The sequence below is a fragment of the Paenibacillus sp. NPDC058898 genome, assembly GCF_049316025.1.
Classification (GTDB): Bacteria; Bacillota; Bacilli; order Paenibacillales; family Paenibacillaceae; genus Paenibacillus_AQ.
The window spans coordinates 104,131-124,261 of sequence record NZ_JBMOSM010000011.1; the positions used below are offsets into that span (position 1 = coordinate 104,131).

Here is a 20,131-nt window from a genome sequence, read left to right on the forward strand (position 1 = left end):
CATTCAAAAATTGACCTCTTTTCCATCATACCCGTTTTTTATGTTTTTTGCATGTCCAGGCATGCCTGCGCAATCCGGGTAACCCCTTCTTCAATGCTGGCTATGTCCAGATGCGAGAAGCCAAAGCATGCGGCAGGCAATCCGGGTATACGATGATATACCGATGCATCCCGAAACATGATACCGCGTTTGCGGGCAGCTTCTTGGAACTGGGCATACTCTTCCTCGGAGCGCAGCCAGTTCGCATAAACATGCAGGCCGGCATCGCCGGGATGAAGACGAAACAGTTCGGAGGCATGCGTATCCATCGCCTGGCGAAGCGCTTCATACCGTGCACCATACAGCCGAGTCATTCTTCTAAGATGCCGACCGTAACCCCCTCGCACAATAAAGCGCGCCAGCGCGCGCTGCTCCAATACGGCTGGTGAGATTGGCTCGTACAGGGCCTTAGCCTGCACAACCGCCTCAACCAGGCTTGGGGGCAGCACGGCATACCCAATGCGGAGCCCGGTGAACATCGTTTTGGAGAACGAACCGACGAAAATGACACGTCCCTCGTTATCCAGCATTCGCAAGGGCTCAATTGGCTTGCCGCCCCAGCGGAACTCGCTGTCGTAATCATCCTCGATAATAAAGGCCTGACGGCTTCGCGCCCAATTCAGCAGCGCCCGTCTTCGCTCCAGCGGCAGCACCGCTCCCGTCGGGTATTGACGGCTGGGGCTTACGACAAGCAGACTTGCGTCCCAGTCACGTGGTATCAATCCGGTATCATCTACCGGGGATGGCAGCGGAATCCCGCCACTCAGGCTGATGCCCCGATAGATTCCTTGATAGCCGGGATCCTCCATGACCACCTGATCGCCAGGATCAACCAGCAGCTGAAACATGAGGACTAGCCCCTGCATGGATCCGCTGAAGATCACGATCTGCTCGGGGTCGGCCTGGATTCCCCGCGTAAAACGCAGGTGTCCGGCTATCGCCTGGCGCAGTTCGAGGTCTCCCTCCGGCGGCGCTCCGTTCTGCAGCTCGACTCCCCCGCTTCCACCTGCATAGGATAACGCGCTCCGCCACTCCGAATACGGAAAATCCTCCATGGGCATCCGTGCATTCGCGAATGAGATTGTACCTGGGGGAGGTTCTCTCAGCAGCATCTGTGCCGAGGTATAATCCCCGCTTTGGCTCATCAGTCGTTGCCCCCAAGTAGAGAGCACCGGTACTCCCTCGGCCAGCGGCGGCGGGTCTACCATGGCAATCCCCTCTGCTACGTAAGTACCGCTGCCCTGCCTGGACACAACATAACCTTCGGCCATCAGCATGTCATAGCTCTGCGCGGCCGATCCTCTGGACACACCATACAGCTTGGCCAGCTCGCGTGTAGCGGGAAGGCGGGTTCCTTCCGGCAGCTTGCCGCTATGAATGGCAGCGCGAATCGCGTGGTATAGAGCCAAATATTTATATCGATATTGTTCCACATACGTCTCGAACGGCAATCCCAGCTCCATCATGACGACTCCTATCATTCTTGATATAAAATTGGACTATATAAATCACTCTAAATTGGTTCTTTTTCCTTGTCAATTTTCATCGTAAACTGTTATTCAAAATGATAGGGGGAGCGCTTAACCATGAGAAGAGACGAGTTTGCGATGGAGGATCAACAAGAGATCGAGCATTTCCTCAGCGGCATGAGCTTTGGTTTCCTTGGAACAGCCGATGAAGAGGGGATTCCGCGTGTAACGCCATTGAACTTTGCTTATGTGAACGGAGCGTTCTATTTTCACGGCAGCCGGATGGGTGAAAAAATGGATCATCTGCGCCGGATGCCCGCCGTGTGCTTTACCATAGCTGATGAGTATGCCCTCATCCCTTCCTATTTCTCCGATCCGGAGATGGCCTGCCCGGCCACGGCCTACTTCAAAAGCGTAACGGCGATCGGCGAGGTGGTAATCGTGGATGATCTGGAGGAAAAGGCGCTTGCGATGGAGGCACTGATGACTAAACTGCAGCCTGAAGGCGGATACCGCGCCATTGACGCGAATGACCGGGCTTATATCCCCAGACTGAAAGGGGTAGCGGTCATCAAACTCGCTCCGCAGCGAATGAGCGCCAAGTTCAAGTTCGGCCAGAATCTGAGGCCGGATTCGCTTCAGACCGTAGTCGAAGGGCTTGAATGCCGGGGCAAAGAGCGGGATAAAGAAACAGCCGGACTGATATGCAAGTATCATCCTGGACCGCGTTAAAGCATTACAATTATCCGTGACGGTTACTGGGCTAAGTGGTATAATGTTAGGCAATGAAAACGTAAAGGCAACTTGTCACCTACACTTACCTTAACCAAAAGTATTCGGAAGGAAGGAATCAGTTCATGAACCCATTGGTTGGTCAATTGAATGGAAAAATGCAAGCCGGCAATCCGCATGTGTATGACATGCTCTCCACACTCGGCAAAGAAATCTACTTCCCGAAAGAAGGCATCCTGAGCCAATCTGCGGAAGCGACGAGCCATGCGAAAAAATATAACGCTACGATCGGTATTGCAACCGAAGGCGGAGTCCCGATGCATCTGGGCGTCATCCAGGACAAACTTTCGGCTTACCAGCCGAAGGATCTGTACCCGTATGCCCCTCCGGCAGGCAAGCCGGAGCTGCGCTCCGTATGGCGAAACAAGATGCTTCGGGAGAACCCTTCGCTTGAAGGCAAGAGCTTCAGCAATCCCATCGTCACGAATGCGCTGACGCATGGTCTTAGCATCGTAGCCGATTTGTTCGTGGATGAAGGGGACGCCGTGATTTATCCCGATAAGAACTGGGAGAATTACGAGCTGACATTCGGTATTCGCCGCCATGGCATTCATGTAACCTATCCTCTCTTTACGGACGATATGAAATTTAACGCCGAAGGACTTCGACAGGCTCTGCTAAGCCAGAAGGATAAAGGCAAGGCGGTCGTCCTGTTGAACTTCCCGAACAACCCGACAGGCTATACCCCTGGCGCTCAGGAAGGGGCTGCCATCGTGTCCGCGATTCAGGAAGCCGCTGAAGCCGGCATGAATATTGTCGTCGTTACGGATGATGCGTATTTTGGATTGTTCTTTGAAGATTCGCTTAAGGAATCGCTCTTCGGACGTCTGGCAGGCCTTCACCCTCGCGTGCTTCCTGTGAAGGTCGACGGTGCGACCAAGGAAGAATTCGTATGGGGATTCCGTGTCGGCTTTATCACGTATGCGGCAGAAGATAAAGACGTGCTTGACGCACTGGAGCAGAAAACGCTCGGCATTATCCGGGCGACGATATCCAGCGCCTCCCACCCTTCGCAAACCTTTGTTCTGGAGGCGCTGAAGACGCCGGAATTCCACGAACAGAAGGAAGAGAAATTCGTCATCATGAAAGGCCGCGCGAACAAAGTGAAATCCATTCTCGACAGCGGCAAATACGGCGATGCATGGGAATATTATCCGTTTAACTCCGGCTACTTCATGTGCCTGAAGCTGAACACGGTAAACGCCGAAGAGCTCCGTTCCCATCTCATCCATGAGTATGGCGTAGGAACCATCGCCCTTGGCGAGCATGATCTCCGGATCGCCTTCTCTTGTATTGACGAGGAGTATTTGGAGGATCTGTTCGACCTGGTCTACAAAGGAATTCAGGACCTGCAGAAGGCTTAATGATCGGCTGTATATGAAGAAGATATAAGCTCCAAATAACGAGAACATTAAACTCTTCAGCCCTCTCACTTCCCTACAGGAAGTCGGGAGGGCATTATTTATGTTCTGCGACATTCCTAAAACACACCGTTCATGCCGCCAAATATCCGACCTATAACATTAAAATAGATCATGATAAAAGACAATATAAGGGCTATAGGTAAAACGACTACAAATTGCATTTTATTTTTAGGAATGATAAGTAATAAAACCAAGATCATCATTAGATATACTCCCATAAGCCATGGGATTAAATAGTAATGAGTGTGAATGGGTAAGTAAGCATGACGTAATTCAAACCCTTCTGACAGCAAAGCTGTGATGGGAAGCGCCGAAACCATATGAGAAAACAATCCATTTCCACGCGCATACCACATAATATAAGCGCAAACAGGAGATATCACCGCGCATATACCCCAAAAAACAATGGCTCTCTCTGGGAAAAAGTGTAGAAAAAGAACGGTGTAAGCATAATAAACGGTAAGCATGGATCCAAAGAAGACGAATACTTTTACAGCTGCTGTTTTGGGCGAATAGCTGAACACCGATAAAAGCGCGGCAACAAACACCCATATGCCAAGACGTCCACCGATATTGTCAAATATGGGGTTAATACCCGGAGTATCCACAAGTTTTGCTGCTAAACCCAAAATAGCTCCGATTATCATTGCACTTACTATTGAAAAGACTTTTTGTTTTGTATTTGATTTGTTCTGCACTCTAATCTGATTCAACTTATGATATATTTCCATTTCTCCCTCCAATTTTCATGATTATTTAACATCCTAACATAAGTGAAAGGCCCCTTCTTGCTGTTAGAAGACGCTCCATGTACGAATCGTTCCTCCCATCGCTGTTGCCCCCAGAAACGGATCTACTCTTCTCGTCAGATTGCAAAAGCCGTTCACGAGAATGTCATGTTCATGTGGATTGCCAGAAACAGCGTCCGGATTTCCGAACCATCAATCGCTTTCGTCCCGAGCGTATGAAAGACGTACTGGAGAAGATCTTCACGAGCGTGCTTCTGTTTCTTGCCCAGGAGAATTACGTCAAATTGGAACATTACTTTGTGGACAGCACCTTCATTTTTCTTCTGCCCTATATAAACGCTCGCCCATACACATAGACGATTAGCCACATACAATACCGTGTACTACAAATCAACGAACTGAAAGGGGAATGAACATGGGTGCAGTTGAAGAAGTAAGACACGGTGGATACGGCGGATACGGCGGTGGATACGGAGTTGGAGCAATCCTGGTTCTCTTTATCCTGCTCGTTATCATCACTCGTTCTTTCTGGGTGTAATGACAACTAGATAACAGCCGAACAGAAATCGCAGCTCGCCACACCACGCACTGCGATTTCTGCAAACGGAATAACCCATACTATAATGACAATAGAAGGCCGGGACGCTAACGTCCCGGCCTCTTCCCATTTATTCGTCGTCATCGTCTTCACGCCGGCTCTTCCGAGCAGCAGCGCTTCGGAACAGAAATACAAGCACGATACCTGCAACCAGCGTACCCAATATACGCCCGGGGGCACTAAGAATGCCCGGAATAAGCGGGAGCCACAGCAGGACAGCCCAGAACAGCTGGACCTGGAAGATGAGCTTCCCTTCATTGTCGCGGCGCGTTCCTTCCGGAAGCGGGTAGACATGCAGCCAGAACGATTCCGGATGAAGCTTTCGCAGTGCAGACAGCTGGAGTCCGATGATCATCAGGCTGATCAAATACACAATCGCCGATACCAGACTCTCCCGGGTTGCCCACACAAGAAAGGCACCCAGCAGTCCGACCCGAATCAGTATACCCAGAATATCACTGCGCGTCAGGCTCTTAATAAGAAGAAATTGATAGGCGCTTTCCTTCTTCCACGCCAATCCCTTGCCCCATCCGGACAGCCATTTCCGCGCATGGACACGCTGCCCGCGCTGAGGCACATTCACGAACCAGCTCAGCACCATCATCACCCGGCTCGCCTGTCTCTCATCGACGGCGATTAATCGCTCCCAAGCGACCAAATGCTTGACGGGGACTGACAAGGCGGCAACATACGTGAGGCCGAGCAGAGCCATAAATAGGAGGGCGCGGCCCGATGGATGCCATAACCAGGCGGCTAAGCTCAGCGCCGGAACGATCCAGCGGAGTGCCCGGTAGGCTGCTGCCGCGTTCCTTGACATCATAAGCTGCTCCTTCCAGCTCCCATAGCTGGATAGCAGTTTAAACAGCGTCAGAACAACAAACGTAGCGAGCAGCGGTTTTGGCGAAACATCGCTGCGTATGTATAGAGGCCATAGAATTAACATCACCAGTCCTAAACCGATGATTTTATAAATGACGCCGCTGAACCACGCTTTACGGAAGTATTCCTTCATCCGGGATTCCTGCGGAATGAGGAACACCGTATCCGCCGAACGCAGATACGTGCGGATACTGCTGTTGATCATGAGAGGCACAAGGATAATCATCACGATCCAGCGAATCGGCAGATCTGGTGGAATATTCTGCAGTAGTGCGGTGTACCAGGCAGCGAACGCAATCAGAACGAACAGAAATACGACGGCTACCCCGCTCTGTATGACATAGCCCAGATAGGGGAAAATTTCACCCCAGAACTGTCCGCGTCGTTTGACATACAGCTCACGCAGATTCATTCGCCGTTACCGTCCTGAATCAGCACATTAAACAGCTCCTCCAACGACATGCCGGGTCTTCCGGCTTGATCCTGAATTTCCTTCAGCGTCCCCTGAGCAATGATGCTGCCGCGGTGCAGCACGATGAACCGGTCGCAATAATTCTCAATCGTGGAGAGAATATGAGAGCTCAGCAAGACCGAAGCGCCGGACGCCTTCAGCTCCAGCATAAAGTCAAGCAGCGAACGTATCCCGAGCGGATCAAGCCCAAGGAAGGGCTCATCAATAATGTACAGCGACGGTCTGGCTACGAAAGCGCACATGATCATCACTTTTTGGCGCATACCCTTGGATAAATGCGTGGACAGGCTGTCCATCTTCTCTTCCATACGGAACATCTTCGCCAGCTGCTCCGAACGCGCCTCATAATCTTCATGGGATACGCCATAGGAACGTGCCGTAAATTCCAGATGCTCGCGTACCGTCATCTCCTCATACAGCAGCGGGGATTCAGGAACAAACGCCAGGGCGCCGTGATAAGCTTCCGAATGCTCTGTGCGGCTCTTCCCTTGAACCTGAATACTCCCTTTTTGCGGATTCATCAGCCCGAGAATATGCTTCATCGTGGTACTCTTGCCCGCGCCGTTCAGGCCGATCAAACCTACCATCTCACCCGGTTCAACCTGAAATGTTACGTCATGCAGAACCGGTCGGTTCATGCTATACCCGCCGCTTAATCCTTGAACAGACAATACCGGCTGTTCACTCATTATTGATCACCTCTTATTCTGAAAAGTCCGGTCCTTATGGATTTCGACCACATCCGCTGAATCGGACCCGAAAACAACATACCGGTTACAAGCTTCGCGTTTATGAAGTATTAGCTCCGTGGAGGCTTGTTCTTCAACCATTTCGGAGCGCCCTTGTTCTTGCGGTCCCGCTCCCTTTCACTCTGACGCTGACCCGATGCCTTTCCGCTTCCCGCCTTTCCATTGGCGCTGGTGGAAGCAGGCTTTCGGGCTGGTTTCTCTTTACGGGCAGTATCCCCGGCTGACCCACGTGGACCATGTCCTCGATCGGTTGGTGTTGAACGCGGGGCTCTTACCTTGCCGCCATAAAGGGCGCGTTCTTCGATCGATATGCCCAGCTCGCGATTGAACTTGCGCATGATAAACGTCTGACGGTCCGTTACGAGCGTTATCGCCATGCCGCTCCGCCCCATGCGTCCAGTGCGTCCTGCGCGGTGTGTGTAATGCTCTGCATCAATAGGAGGATCGTAATTGATCACCATGCCGAGTCCTTCGATGTCAAGTCCGCGGGCAGCGACATCGCTAGCGACCAAGAGCTTGGTACGCCCTTCTCTAAACGAATTCAGAACCCGGCTTCTAGTCATCTTGTCGGCATCACCATAGATGGCAGCCGCATTTAAGCCGAGGTAGTTCAACTTCGCTTCAACCTCCGCCAAATTCTCGGTGGCATTGACGAAGACAATCGCACGGTCTGGATTGTAATGCCGGACCACGCGGCGCAGCATGTCCAACTTGTCACGCTCTTCCGTCACAAAATAATAATGCTCCAGCGCGGACGGCGTCCGCTGCTCCGGATCAATCCCGATTTCGACCGGCTGATCCATCTCCTTCTTAACGAGCTCTGCCGTTTCCGGACTTACCGTGGCAGATAAGAACACCAATTGACGGTCACGTAATGCACTGCGCAGAATGCGATCCACATCGCCGGCGCCGCCCAGATTAAACACCTGATCCACCTCGTCCACTACGATCGTAGTCACTTGGTGCATTTTCAGTTTCCGGATTTCGATCAGTTCCCGCACACGTCCCGGTGTCCCTACGATCAGCTGCGGATGCAGCTTAAGCTTCTCAATCTGACGCTTGGCTGCGGCACCGCCGATAAGACCAAGCACACCGATTCCGCGGGCTTCCCCGTAACGCTCGCTCTCTCTCACAATCTGAACAGCAAGCTCTTGGGTCGGAGCAAGAATCAATTTCTGGGCACCCTTGATTTCCGGATCGATGCCCTGAAGCACAGGCAGCAAATAAGCAAGCGTCTTTCCTGTGCCTGTCTGTGAAGTCGCGAGCACGTCCTTGCCTTCGAGTATGCACGGTATAGCCTCAGCCTGAACGGGAGAAGGCGTGACAATGCCAAACTCCGTCAATCTGGAGGACAAATCCTCGGCTATTCCTAATGTATGAAATGTAGTTGCAGTCATATGTTAGTCCATCCTTTTTTTAGATATCAGAAGTCTATCATTCCAAAGCGCGTCTGCCTGATATCGCTAGAAAAACCTTCCGATACATGTGGTTTGTTTACTTTAATAGTGGTGGTAGCAGGCGTGTTTCCTAATAAGTGTTATTCGCTCTTTTTCATTATATGCCAAAACAGGAGTTCTCACCAAATCAAACATCCTAAACGGCGTGAACAGCACATCATACATCGTCATACGAATAGGCTTGATCACCCATCTGTTTAAGGCAAAAGAGAAAGAAACGACTTCGCGGCAGCAGATAGCGGAACACCTCGAAGCGTTGCAATTCCTATGCTGCGCTCGGGAATTGGCGGATGGAGCGGCACCTCGATCAGCTGACCTGCTTGCAATTCCTCGTTAGCATAGTCTCGAATGACAAAAGCCAAGCCAAAGCCGCTCCGGGCAAACTGTACGAGCAGCTCAATGCTGCCAAGCTCAAACTCGGGTTTTAGCGTGACACCCTGCAGCTCAGCATACTGATCGACATACATTCTTGTGCTCCCGCCCCTCTCCAGCATAAGCAGCGGGTAGCTCCCGATATCGCGAAGGGACAACGGGTGTTGTAATTTGGCCCGCTCCGCAAATGATTTACCGGCAACTAAACAATCATGGATCGGGGAACTCGCGCGAAAATCGATTTGTTTATCGGAGGCCGGTAAATGAACGATGCCAAAATCAATCTTCCCTTCCTTGAGTAGGGACAACGTTTCCGGGGTTGTGCGGTTAGTAATGCGGATGCGAATATCCGGATAGGTGGCGTGGAAATACTCCAAATGCGGCAGCAGGTAATACTTGCACAGCGTATCGCTTGCTCCGATATTGATTTCGCCGCTATGCAAATTATGCATGTCCGCAATCGCCTTTTCGCCGATCTCGATAAAGCTGAAGGCCTGCTCGATATAGCGAAACAGCACATCACCCTCCGACGTGAGTTTAACCCCCCTGGTTGTCCGGAAGAACAGCGGCCCTCCGATCGTTCCCTCCAAATGCTTAATGGTATGGCTGACGGCCGGCTGGGTGATATGCAGATGCTCCGCTGCCTTCGATAAACTGCCGAGCCGGGCAGTCCAATAAAAGACACGATACCACTCCATATTGATTTCCATCATGATAACCTCGATTTTATCAAATGATAACGGGAACCTGTATTGAAAGATATAGCTAAAAAATTCATCCGTTACCCGTATTCTTCTCTACAGAATCGTATAACATAAATTAATCTAATGTCTACTATTACTAATATCAATTTTATTTATAATGCTACAACTCATATAATGAGCCCTGTAAAAGAAAAAGACCGTAGGAGGCGAACACGTTTTGACAGTCACAGCCATTGTAGGAGCCAATTGGGGAGATGAAGGCAAAGGAAAAATGACGGATGTTCTTGCGGCGCAATCGTCGTATGTCGTTCGATTTCAGGGAGGGAGCAATGCAGGGCACACCATTATTAACGATTATGGGAAGTTTTCGCTGCATATGCTGCCGTCGGGTGTATTCTATCCCAATGTAACGAATATCATCGGTCCGGGAACGGCTTTGGATATGGAGGTATTGATCAAAGAGCTGCAGGAGCTGGAAGCAAGGAACGTTCCCGCCCCCAAGCTGTTTATATCGGAGCGCGCCCAAGTCGTGCTTCCTATCCATCGGCTGCTGGATGAACTGGAAGAAGAGAGGCTAGGTGCCCGGGGATTCGGCTCTACGAAACGCGGGATCGCGCCATTCTATGCGGATAAATATGCCAAGCTTGGCATCCAGGTCGCTGATCTGTTCCACCCCGAGCGACTTCGTGAACGGCTCGAGCAGATGCTCGCCATTAAGAACGTGCAGCTGCAGCATCTGTACGGGAGAGACCCGCTAAGCGTTGATGAGATGGTCACGCAACTGCTGGAGTCATTCCAGTTCCTGTCTTCGTATATCGAGGATACGACCACGCTGCTGCAGCAAGCGTATATGAAAGGCGACCCCATCCTCGTGGAAGGCCAACTAGGAGCACTGCGCGACCCGGATCACGGGATCTACCCGTTCTCGACCTCCTCCTCCACGCTGGCAGGCTATGCACCGGTCGGGGCAGGACTGCCGCCGTACGCCATCAGCCAAGTCATTGCCGTTGTTAAGGCTTATTCAAGCTGTGTTGGTGCTGGTCCCTTCGTGACCGAACTGCATGGGAATGAAGCGGATGAGCTCCGCCGCCGCGGCGGGGACGCAGGAGAATACGGTGCAACGACCGGCCGGCCAAGACGAATGGGATGGTTGGATACGGTAGCCACTCGATACGGCTGTATGGTGCAGGGAGCTACCGAAGCCGTTCTCACCAACCTTGATGTCCTGGGGTATCTGGATGACATCCCCGTATGCGTTGGTTACGAGTTAAAGGATGGAAGCATCATTGACCATTTTCCGGTTACGGCCGATTTGCAGTCTGCGAAGCCTGTTCTGAGAACGCTGAAGGGCTGGAAATCCGACCTGTCGCATATTCGATCCTATGACGAGCTCCCGGAAGCCGCGCAGCAATATGTTCAGTTCATTGAATCATCCATTGGCGTTCCCATCAAGACGATCTCTGTCGGCCCGAGACGGGATCAGATTATGATGAGATAACCGGGTGACGGCTTGCTTTCACTTGATTTACGAAGCTTTCCAGAATCCGCCGGACTCCACGGGGATCGCTCAGCATTGGCAAATGGCCGGTGCTGAGGCTTTCCACCCCATCCGCAGACAGATTGGCTATCATGCTTTCCTGCATGGATAATCCGAACTCTTTGTCTTGGGTGAGTTTCACATAAAGCTTTGGCACATCGGGAATAGACGCTTGAACGCGATCCGTATAGACTCTGCGAGCTTCTGGAACAAACTCCGCTACGATTCGGGAAGCCACTTCCTCCGGCAGATCACTGCACAGCCCGTTGCGCAGTACAGATTCGGGCGGTTTCGTGCCAGCCATTTTTAGAATGAGCGGCATGATGACCCTGAGGGGAAACGGAAGCGCCGAAACAAACGAACCGCCGCGCTTAGGAATGGCCGCACCGATGGCAACAAACCCGGCAACACGGCCGGTGAACCGGGATGCCAGTTCGATAGCCAAAACCCCGCCCAAGGAATGCGCAACAATGACAAACTTTTTCGTCCCCCACGTTCTCACCTGCTCCGCCATATGGTTTACGTAATCCTCCAGCGCCAAATGATGTCCAGATATCTCTGCCCCATCCCGCAATGGATAATCCACTTTCAAACACGGATGACCCAGCCCTTCCACAACGAAATCCCATACTCCTCCGTTCAATCCTGCTCCATGAATAAAAACAAATCCCAGCTCTTCTTTAAACTTGTCTTGTTTCATCCTATATTCTCCTCCCATGATGGACCCTGTCCCAAGGATTCATCGTGAACCCTTGCTGCTTGAGAACATCATATCCCTTAAATAAGACAAATATTGTCTTATTTAGAGAATAAGATAAAATGAATGATATGAGACGGAGGTAGTTCTATGCAGAAATCCCAGCGCCTGATTCAATTAATGATGATGATCAATGCAAAAAAATCGTTTACCGTAAAAGAACTGGCCGATGAATTCGGTCTCTCCGTCAGGACCCTTTCAAGAGATTTGGATGAGCTGAGCGGGCTCGGCGTTCCCATCTACTCTGTGCAAGGTCGAGGCGGCGGCTACAGACTGCTGCAGGAGCGGATGCTGCCGCCGATCAGTTTCACGGAAAGCGAAGCGATCGCCATCTTTTTTGCCTGCCAATCCTTAAGCTATTTCAGCACCCTGCCATTCGGTGACGGAGCCGCCACGGCACTCCACAAGTTCTATCATTATTTGCCGGCAGATATCAAAGAGCAGATCGACCGTCTTAAGGATCGCGTTATGATTCACAGTCCATTCCGTGCGATGTCCACCGAGATTTTACAAACGCTAATGGAAGCCGTCATGGTTCGGCAAGCGGTCACCATCTCCTATCGTTCATCCGCCGGAAGCAGCCAGCGGCATATTCAGCCTATCGGTTTGTATGCAAGCTCGGGCTACTGGTATTGTCCGGCCTACTGTTTCACTCAAGAGGATATCAGACAGTTCAGAGTCGACCGGATCATTGCGGCCAGTCCCAATGCGTCCATCGCGATCCGTGAAGATATCGCTAACCAAACGCTGCGTGACATACCGGAAACCGGTAATGGGGAAATGAAGCCGTTTGAGGTACAATTAACTACTAAGGGGGTTTGGCTGCTTGAAACGGATACTCGCCTCGGTCCCCACATCGATAAGAACAAAGATGGCAGCGGAGTCGTTCAGCTTGAAATACCAGCGACCGACGTCAGCTTCTATTCGGACTATGTGTGGCGTCTCGGAGAGGAAGCAACCATCATCTCGCCTGCTGAAGCGGTTCAATGGACCCGGGAGAAAATTGAAGCCATGAGGCTAAGGTATACATAAGGGTAAAATCGATTCCGTATAAAACATATAAAGGAGGAGAAGGTACATGACTTCACAAGTTGATCGTATAATCCAGCGGATAACAGAAGAACTTCGGGAGGTGCCCGGCGTTATAGGGGTCGTACTCGGGGGATCCAGAGCCAAAGGAACCGCCAAACCGGATTCCGATATCGATATCGGCATTTATTACGATGAATCACAAGGATTTAAGGTGGAGAACATCGCTAGGGTGGCGCAGAAATTAGATGACGAGCATCGGGATGGGATTATCACTTCATTAGGCGAATGGGGTGCCTGGGTTAACGGGGGCGGATGGTTAGTGATCGAGGGTTATCATGTGGATTTCTTATTCCGTGATGTACACCGCGTGTCCGGCATCATCGACGACTGTTCCGCAGGCTTGGTGTCAGCCCATTACCAAACCGGACATCCGCATGCCTATCTGAATGTGATGTATATGGGGGAACTTGCGATTTGTCGTATACTCTCAGATTCGGATAACCGAATACAGACCTTGAAAGCCAAAACGGTTCCTTATCCAAAAACATTAAAGGATGCGATGGTTGGCTTCTTTACCTTCGAAGCCTCCTTCTCCTTGATGTTTGCGGATAAAACAGCTGCCAGCGATGATATCACTTATGTTACCGGTCACTGCTTCCGCTGCATTTCGTGCTTGAATCAAGTGCTGTTTGCCAAAAATGAGTTGTACTGCATCAATGAGAAGCGTGCGGTAGCCATGATCGAAACCTTTCCCATCAAGCCGGCCAATTACAAGCAACGCTTGGATCAGGTAATCACACTGCTCTCCTCAGATACAGAAAAAACAAAACAAGCCACTGCGCTGCTTCAGGAGCTTGTTGCCGAAACTGAAGCGTTGTAGCGCCGCAGCCGTTATTTCTTATTCATCCATTTGTAAGACACGCGGTCTGCAAACCTTGGAAACAACTGGTACAGCCTTATGCCCAGTGAGGCCAGCCTCGGAAGATTGAGTTCTTCCTTGCGCTTTTTCACCAGCTTCACGACCTGTTCCGCAACATACTCGGCCTTCATCATGAACCAGCTCACATTATTGACATAACCGCCTGTCGGATCTGCCAAGGAAAAGAACGGGGTATCAATGGGGCCAGGGTTTACAGTAGATACGGTTATGCCCGTGTTCCGCAGCTCCTGCCGGAGTGAATTGCTAAACCCAAGCACGGCATGCTTGGTGGCCGAATAGGCGGTGGATTTGGCCGTTCCGATTTTTCCGGCCATGGACGCAATGTTGACGATTTGGCCGTCAGCCCGCTTCAGCATCCCTGGCAGCACGGCTTGCGTACAGCGCACGATGCCCATATAATTGACGTCCATCATGTCCTGAAACTCTTCTTGACGCATGTCCATAACAGCTTCGAACTTGCCGTAGCCGGCATTGTTAATCAGCACGTCGATTCTGCCATGGCGGCTAAGAAGGCCTTCCATGACAGACTGCACCTGCTCGGGGCTCTGAACATCCATGGTTGCAAGCTCATGGGGGCCTGGTATTCGCGCACCCACCTCCTGCAGACGTTCTGCCGAACGGGCGCACAGAACCACGTATGCTCCTTCCGCAGAAAGCTTCTCCGCGATCAAGGCGCCGATTCCGCTGGATGCTCCCGTAACGACGATAACTTTATTTTTCAGCATGATTTCATATCCCTTTCTTCGCCGGCACAGCTCTTGATTCCTTATCATTAAAGAGCCTTACATACACGGCCATTGGGTTTACTCCTATTTTATGAAATCATGACTTGAATATCCAGCTCTCCGATTCCTTCCATTCTCAGCGGAATACAAAGTGCCTTCTTCTGAATAAGAGTGGATGTGCTATCCGATCTCATTACTTTGGGAGGCGTAATATCCACGCTGACGCCCTGGTTCGATAAAATGGTGCTGGCATTGCCGCTGATCATGTTGCCGAGTTCTGAAATCGCGCTTTGTCCCATCTCATCCATCTCGGTAATGACATAGCCGCCCATCATCACCGATACCATCTGCAGGGCTACCTGCTCCTGAATTCCAAATACAATGTCACCGTTCATTTGGCCTGTCATGCCGATTTGGATCCAGATATGATTCTCCAAATATCCGATCTCTTTGACCCCAAGATTCCCCGTGGAAGGTGAAACCTGTATGACTTGTTCGATCACGTGTCGTGCGGACTCTAAAAAAGGATTGATGACTTCCGCTTTCATTCCTCATTACGCCCCTTTCACTGGGTTGTTGGTCAGGGTCCCAAAGTCCCACCTATATATTTAAACATTATAATGGATACCTTGTAATAAATCATCACAAAATAGCGACAGTCCTCATTCCAACAACTGTCTTGCCATGTCAGCTATCGCTTGAAACGCTTTAGTACGAAGATATTCCTTTCGCTTAAACGGGCCTTTGGTCTCACCTTTGTTCTATGTCTACTTTACTATTATCGGAAGGTTTCCCCATCTTTTAATAATAATTAAATGGAAATTAAAATGTTTTTCATTTTTTCGGCCGAAAACCACCAGGTTTGCTCCCTTCATTGCTCCACCGGGAAGAATAACCTATAATTTAAATAATACAGATTGCACGCGATAGATGAGCGGAAGAATATATCAAGTAAGGAGGAAGGCTATGAACATCAGCCAATTGGAAACGCTTATTACCATCTCCAAAACGATGAGCTTTCGCAAAGCGGGAGAGCTTCTTAATCTGACACAACCGGCGGTATCCGCCCAGATCAAGAGCCTGGAAGAAGAATTTAAAACGGTGCTGGTGGACCGGAGTCAGCCCGTGACGTTAACCGACCGGGGGCAGGTCTTCGTGGACCATGCCGAACAGATCCTCGGGATCGTGGATGAGCTGAAGCAGCGGCTATCCGACCTTGATCAAACTCCCCAGGGTCATATTCAGCTGGGTACAACCACTTCCATAGCGATTCAGATCCTGCCACGGGTACTTTCCTACTTCCAGGATCAATTCCCTCATATTAAAACAACCATTCAATCCATGGCCTCATCACAAATCTATCACAGCGTAGAGAACGGGCTCATCGACATCGGGATCGGTTATCTGATCGAGCGCAATCCCAACTTGAGCACATCCATTCTGTACTACGATACCTTTGAGCTTGTCGTATCCCCTCAGCATCCGCTAGCCAAACTCTCCACGGCAAGCATGGATGTGCTGGGTGGAACCCCCCTTATTCTGCTAACACGTGACACCGTCGGCCGCCGCTTCGCAGATGACGTAATGAAGAAGCACGGCATTGAGCCGCAGGTTGTCATGGAACTGTCAAGCAGTGAAGAAATTAAACGGATGGTCGAGATCAATTTGGGCGCAGCCATTATATCGAAGCAGTCCGTCGCGACGGAGCTGCGCAACGGCACCCTGCAGATTGTTCCCCTGAGCGAGCTTGAAGTTAGCCACCCTGTCGGCGTAATCTATAAGAGCGGACGATACGTCAGCTCCGCTATGCGTCAATTCCTCAGTGATCTGAAGGGCATGCCCGAGACACAGTTCATCAGCAGCGAATAACGCCACATCAAACCTAGAATAATAACCAAACAAGCGATATGAAGGAGGTCAACATGAAATTTGATCTGCACACCCATCATTTCCGCTGCGGCCACGCAGACGGCAACATTCGAGATTATATCGAGGCTGCGATTGCGGCAGATTTACAGGTGATTGGAATCTCGGACCACACTCCATACTTTGGAAGCCCGGAAGAGCAGCCCTTTCCAGCCATCTCCATGGCAAAAAGGGACTTTGCGGAGTACGTACAAGAAGTTCTGGACTTAAAGCGGGAATATGAAGGTAAAATCAAAGTCCTGCTGGGCATTGAATCCGATTATTTTCCGAATCATGCTAAAGTTTATCAGCAGGCATTAAATGCCTACCCTTTTGACTACATCATCGGCTCCATCCATCACGTCAGGGATGTCAGCATCTTCAATAAAAACCGCTGGAAGAACCTGACGCAGCAGCAGCAGGTTGCCGATAAAGAGGAATACTTCAATCTGATCCGCCAATCCGCGCGAAGCGGAATGTTCCAGATCATCGCCCATATGGATGCCATGAAGGGCAATTATCCGCTGTTCTCCGAAATCAAGGCCGACGAAGCGATCGAGGAAACGTTGAAAGTCATCGCGGAATCAGGCCTGGCGATCGAGATCAACACTTCCGGCAAAACCAAGCTGTGCGGCGGCTGGTATCCATCGAGCGCCATCTTGGAGGTCGCGCACCATCACGGCGTTGACGTCACCTTCGGCTCCGACGCCCACAAACCGTCACGGGTCGGAGATGAATTTGACGAAGTGGCCAAAGTGCTCAAAGAAATCGGATACACGGAGTGGGTATATTTCGAACAAAAACAGAAGGTGACCGTACCTCTTTAAAGGGGGTACACCCTCCTTCTGTTTTTTTGCATTTACATAGGAAGCACAGCAAAATAGGCAAAAAAAAGTGGACCCGTTACCGGGTCCAAAACATAATATATATTCTCAAAAGGGGGTCATGTGATAAGTTTAACCCGCGGCTGTTAGAGTTTGATAACAGGTATATTTCATTTGTGTAACAAATTCCAAGTGAACCTCTCCTCTTGACATGTTCAGATCACAGATTTCATTCCCTTCATGCCATTGAGCGCAAAGTGAGCACGGTAAGCTCCGGTTTGCATAAGAAACGAAAAGGCAGCTGCGTCGTGCCGATTCCCCTATTTACATAGAGCGGCATTCCATGTGAACCGATGGTATATAGGCCTTGCACATAACGCTTTGCCCCGGGCGGCGTGATCACCTCTCCCATCCAGGGCAAGCGGATCTGGCCCCCATGGCTGTGTCCCGACAGCTGGAGATGGAATGAATGGGCTGCAGTTGTGTCAGCATAATCCGGCTCGTGCATCAACAGCAGCTTGAACATTCCGTCTGGTAAATCTTGAATGACTGCTGCCGGATCCGGCTGGCCCCAGAATGCATCATCCAAACCTGCCACTGCGATGACAGCACCATCCCGCCTTAGCTTCACGGCGGTGTTCCGCAGCACCTGAAATCCGGCCTCTTCCTCCATAGAAATCAGTGTCTCCACATCTTTGTAATCATGGTTACCCAATATAGAAAATAAGCCGAGAGGGGCCTTCAGCTCGGTGAACGGTTGAATGGCGGCCCTCATATCCTCTGTGTTACCGTCCACCATATCCCCTGTGAAACAGATCATGTCCGGTTTCTCATTTTGAATCGCTTGTACCACACGGGCCACGTCTTTTGCCCCGGTGTGAAAGCCCAGATGCAAATCGCTAAACTGAACGACCTTCATCCCATCAAAAGCCTTAGGCAGTGAAGGAAGCGCCAATGTCCGTCTCGTAATGTCCAATTGATGAGGCTCCCATAAAGACGCGTAAGCTCCGCCTGCAGCGCCAACACCAACCACGGCGGAAACACCGATCTTCAGAAATTGGCGGCGCGTCATCTTCGTCTGCATGACGTCTCGCTTTGCCCCGTCCTGGACTGTGCCATGGGGAGTAGACGAGGATGGATTTCTCATAGGTGGACTTCCTCCTATATAATAATAAAAGAGTACAAGTTTTAACGGCCTTACGGTTATTCATATATATGGAATAGCAAGAGAAAGGGGTTTACGTATGACTGATAACGATTCAATCACAGCATTAGTTTCAGATCAGCGGCGTTTTTTTCATAAAGACATCACCAAGGAAGTGGATTTCCGACTGCAGCAGTTGACCAAGCTCCGCCAAGTACTGATTGCCAGGGAAAACGATATCATGGAGGCCCTTCGTAAAGACTTGAACAAAAGCAAGCAGGAGGCCTTCACGACTGAGATCGGGATTGTCTATAAGGAGCTTTCCTTTGTCATAAAGAATCTGAAGCGCTGGGCCAAGCCGCAGCGTGTCAAAACCGCACTGACGCATGTAGGCAGCAAGGGAATGGTCTACGCTGAGCCCTACGGGACGGCACTGATTATTGCTCCCTGGAATTATCCTTGGCAATTGGCCATCTCTCCACTGATCGGAGCTTTGGCCGCCGGAAACACCGCAATTGTAAAGCCCTCCGAGCTGACACCTAACGTATCCGGACTCATTACGTCCATCATCACGGAGACGTTTGAGCCGCAATATGTAGCTTCGGTGGAGGGAGGACCCGAGGTAAGCACGAGCTTGCTGGAGCAGCCGATGGATTATATCTTCTTTACCGGCAGTACCCATGTCGGCAAAATTGTCATGGAAGCCGCAGCCAAACAGTTGATCCCGGTGACGCTAGAGCTTGGAGGCAAAAGCCCATGTATCGTTCACGAGGATGCCCCCCTGGCCCTGGCGGCTTCACGTATCGCATTCGGCAAATATACAAATGCCGGCCAAACCTGCGTCGCGCCGGATTATGTTCTCGTACACAGCAAGGTGAAGGAGAAGTTCATCGCGCACCTGAAAGACGCCATCACTTCGTTCTACGGCGAGAACCCGCTAACCAATCCCGACTATGGGCGCATTGTTTCGGAGAAGCATTTTGACCGGCTGTCCGGCTTTCTGGACAACGGAACCCTGCGCCATGGCGGGAACAGTTCAAAGGAAAAATTGCTCATCGAGCCCACCGTGCTGGACGATATCACTTGGGATATGCCAGTCATGGAAGAAGAGATTTTTGGCCCCCTGTGCCCAATTCTGACTTACGAGAATATACACGAAGCTGTCCAGGCGATTAATCACCGTCCCAAACCGCTCGCCCTTTACTTGTTCACGGAGAATGAAGACGTTCAGGATTATGTACTCTCCTCGGTTTCTTTTGGCGGGGGATGTGTTAACGATACGCTGATGCATCTGGCCACTCCCTTCCTTCCATTCGGAGGTGTCGGTGAGAGCGGAATGGGCGCCTACCACGGGGAATACAGCTTCCATACCTTCTCCCATAAGAAGAGCGTGCTCAAGCAAACCAACCGGTTCGATTTTAAATTCCGCTACCCTTCCAAGAACGGGCTCGGCATTCTGAAAAAGCTGATGAAACCTTAGTCTTAACTAAGACTTCGCTCACTTTCCATTTGCTAATATAAAGTAGGGGAGCCACTCTCATGGCTCCCCCCTTATCGAACCGC

At 50.8% G+C, this 20,131-nt stretch carries 20 protein-coding genes and 1 pseudogene; 10 read left to right on the forward strand and 11 right to left on the reverse strand.

Annotated elements, in window-relative coordinates; translation table 11 throughout:
• Positions 1 to 38: 38 nt before the first annotated feature.
• The gene (locus ACOZB4_RS25095; RefSeq protein ID WP_379407347.1) at positions 39 to 1,502 is read right to left on the reverse strand and encodes a PLP-dependent aminotransferase family protein; all 1,464 of its coding nucleotides are present in this window, start codon (positions 1,500 to 1,502) and stop codon (positions 39 to 41) included.
• Between the two features lie 123 nt (positions 1,503 to 1,625).
• Between ACOZB4_RS25095 and ACOZB4_RS25100 the strand changes: the two genes are divergently transcribed.
• Together ACOZB4_RS25100 and ACOZB4_RS25105 are read left to right on the forward strand one after the other, a co-directional pair.
• A complete protein-coding gene (locus ACOZB4_RS25100) occupies positions 1,626 to 2,240 on the forward strand; it encodes a pyridoxamine 5'-phosphate oxidase family protein (RefSeq protein ID WP_379407288.1) in 615 nt (204 codons plus the stop codon).
• A 125-nt stretch (positions 2,241 to 2,365) separates the two neighbouring features.
• The gene (locus ACOZB4_RS25105; RefSeq protein ID WP_379407289.1) at positions 2,366 to 3,664 is read left to right on the forward strand and encodes an aminotransferase class I/II-fold pyridoxal phosphate-dependent enzyme; all 1,299 of its coding nucleotides are present in this window, start codon (positions 2,366 to 2,368) and stop codon (positions 3,662 to 3,664) included.
• Positions 3,665 to 3,780: 116 nt separating this feature from the next.
• Here ACOZB4_RS25105 and ACOZB4_RS25110 read toward each other — a convergent pair whose 3' ends face one another.
• Complete coding sequence (locus ACOZB4_RS25110) at positions 3,781 to 4,455, reverse strand: hypothetical protein (RefSeq protein WP_379407290.1); 675 nt, start codon at positions 4,453 to 4,455, stop codon at positions 3,781 to 3,783.
• Between the two features lie 114 nt (positions 4,456 to 4,569).
• Here ACOZB4_RS25110 and ACOZB4_RS25115 point away from each other — a divergent pair.
• Together ACOZB4_RS25115 and ACOZB4_RS25120 are read left to right on the forward strand one after the other, a co-directional pair.
• Positions 4,570 to 4,826, forward strand: a pseudogene (locus tag ACOZB4_RS25115) (transposase); the annotation flags it as partial.
• A gap of 62 nt (positions 4,827 to 4,888) precedes the next feature.
• Complete coding sequence (locus ACOZB4_RS25120) at positions 4,889 to 5,011, forward strand: hypothetical protein (RefSeq protein ID WP_009592125.1); 123 nt, start codon at positions 4,889 to 4,891, stop codon at positions 5,009 to 5,011.
• A gap of 6 nt (positions 5,012 to 5,017) precedes the next feature.
• Here the strand turns inward: ACOZB4_RS25120 and ACOZB4_RS25125 are convergent, their stop codons facing one another.
• The 5 genes from ACOZB4_RS25125 to ACOZB4_RS25145 form a co-directional block, all read right to left on the reverse strand.
• Entirely contained in the window at positions 5,018 to 5,155 is a 138-nt protein-coding gene (locus ACOZB4_RS25125; protein ID WP_422759692.1) for a hypothetical protein, read from the reverse strand.
• Complete coding sequence (locus ACOZB4_RS25130; protein ID WP_379407291.1) at positions 5,142 to 6,362, reverse strand: ABC transporter permease; 1,221 nt, start codon at positions 6,360 to 6,362, stop codon at positions 5,142 to 5,144. The genes ACOZB4_RS25125 and ACOZB4_RS25130 overlap by 14 nt, the downstream gene beginning before the upstream one ends.
• Positions 6,359 to 7,111 carry an ABC transporter ATP-binding protein gene (locus ACOZB4_RS25135; RefSeq protein WP_213643262.1) on the reverse strand — a complete coding sequence of 251 codons (753 nt, stop codon included), beginning with the start codon at positions 7,109 to 7,111 and terminating at the stop codon, positions 6,359 to 6,361. The genes ACOZB4_RS25130 and ACOZB4_RS25135 overlap by 4 nt, the downstream gene beginning before the upstream one ends.
• A gap of 110 nt (positions 7,112 to 7,221) precedes the next feature.
• Positions 7,222 to 8,568 (reverse strand): DEAD/DEAH box helicase, encoded by a 1,347-nt coding sequence (locus tag ACOZB4_RS25140; RefSeq protein WP_379407292.1) that lies wholly within the window; start codon positions 8,566 to 8,568, stop codon positions 7,222 to 7,224.
• Between the two features lie 257 nt (positions 8,569 to 8,825).
• Positions 8,826 to 9,710: a LysR family transcriptional regulator gene (locus ACOZB4_RS25145; protein WP_379407348.1), complete on the reverse strand. Its 885-nt coding sequence runs from the start codon at positions 9,708 to 9,710 to the stop codon at positions 8,826 to 8,828.
• 211 nt (positions 9,711 to 9,921) lie between these two features.
• On the opposite strand from ACOZB4_RS25145, the gene ACOZB4_RS25150 reads away from it, so the two are divergent.
• Positions 9,922 to 11,202, forward strand: a complete 1,281-nt coding sequence (locus ACOZB4_RS25150; protein ID WP_379407293.1) for an adenylosuccinate synthase — start codon at positions 9,922 to 9,924, stop codon at positions 11,200 to 11,202.
• On the opposite strand, the gene ACOZB4_RS25155 is transcribed toward ACOZB4_RS25150, so the two are convergent.
• Entirely contained in the window at positions 11,189 to 11,941 is a 753-nt protein-coding gene (locus ACOZB4_RS25155; RefSeq protein ID WP_379407294.1) for an alpha/beta fold hydrolase, read from the reverse strand. The two genes, ACOZB4_RS25150 and ACOZB4_RS25155, sit on opposite strands and share 14 nt — an antisense overlap.
• A 147-nt stretch (positions 11,942 to 12,088) precedes the next feature.
• Between ACOZB4_RS25155 and ACOZB4_RS25160 the strand changes: the two genes are divergently transcribed.
• Positions 12,089 to 13,030, forward strand: coding sequence for a helix-turn-helix transcriptional regulator (locus tag ACOZB4_RS25160; RefSeq protein WP_379407295.1), 942 nt, complete (start codon positions 12,089 to 12,091; stop codon positions 13,028 to 13,030).
• 46 nt (positions 13,031 to 13,076) lie between these two features.
• On the forward strand, positions 13,077 to 13,910 hold the full coding sequence (locus ACOZB4_RS25165) for a nucleotidyltransferase domain-containing protein (RefSeq protein WP_379407296.1): 834 nt from the start codon (positions 13,077 to 13,079) through the stop codon (positions 13,908 to 13,910).
• Positions 13,911 to 13,921: 11 nt separating this feature from the next.
• Here the strand turns inward: ACOZB4_RS25165 and ACOZB4_RS25170 are convergent, their stop codons facing one another.
• Entirely contained in the window at positions 13,922 to 14,695 is a 774-nt protein-coding gene (locus ACOZB4_RS25170) for an SDR family oxidoreductase (RefSeq protein WP_339267951.1), read from the reverse strand.
• An 89-nt stretch (positions 14,696 to 14,784) separates the two neighbouring features.
• Positions 14,785 to 15,243 carry a chemotaxis protein CheX gene (locus ACOZB4_RS25175; protein ID WP_076324811.1) on the reverse strand — a complete coding sequence of 153 codons (459 nt, stop codon included), beginning with the start codon at positions 15,241 to 15,243 and terminating at the stop codon, positions 14,785 to 14,787.
• Between the two features lie 418 nt (positions 15,244 to 15,661).
• Between ACOZB4_RS25175 and ACOZB4_RS25180 the strand changes: the two genes are divergently transcribed.
• Together ACOZB4_RS25180 and ACOZB4_RS25185 are read left to right on the forward strand one after the other, a co-directional pair.
• Positions 15,662 to 16,564 carry a LysR family transcriptional regulator gene (locus ACOZB4_RS25180; protein WP_071222421.1) on the forward strand — a complete coding sequence of 301 codons (903 nt, stop codon included), beginning with the start codon at positions 15,662 to 15,664 and terminating at the stop codon, positions 16,562 to 16,564.
• A 53-nt stretch (positions 16,565 to 16,617) separates the two neighbouring features.
• Positions 16,618 to 17,427, forward strand: a complete 810-nt coding sequence (locus ACOZB4_RS25185; RefSeq protein ID WP_379407297.1) for a histidinol-phosphatase — start codon at positions 16,618 to 16,620, stop codon at positions 17,425 to 17,427.
• Positions 17,428 to 17,662: 235 nt separating this feature from the next.
• Here ACOZB4_RS25185 and ACOZB4_RS25190 read toward each other — a convergent pair whose 3' ends face one another.
• Positions 17,663 to 18,571, reverse strand: a complete 909-nt coding sequence (locus ACOZB4_RS25190) for a metallophosphoesterase (RefSeq protein ID WP_379407298.1) — start codon at positions 18,569 to 18,571, stop codon at positions 17,663 to 17,665.
• 97 nt (positions 18,572 to 18,668) lie between these two features.
• Between ACOZB4_RS25190 and ACOZB4_RS25195 the strand changes: the two genes are divergently transcribed.
• Positions 18,669 to 20,048 carry an aldehyde dehydrogenase gene (locus tag ACOZB4_RS25195; RefSeq protein WP_379407299.1) on the forward strand — a complete coding sequence of 460 codons (1,380 nt, stop codon included), beginning with the start codon at positions 18,669 to 18,671 and terminating at the stop codon, positions 20,046 to 20,048.
• Positions 20,049 to 20,131 lie beyond the last annotated feature (83 nt).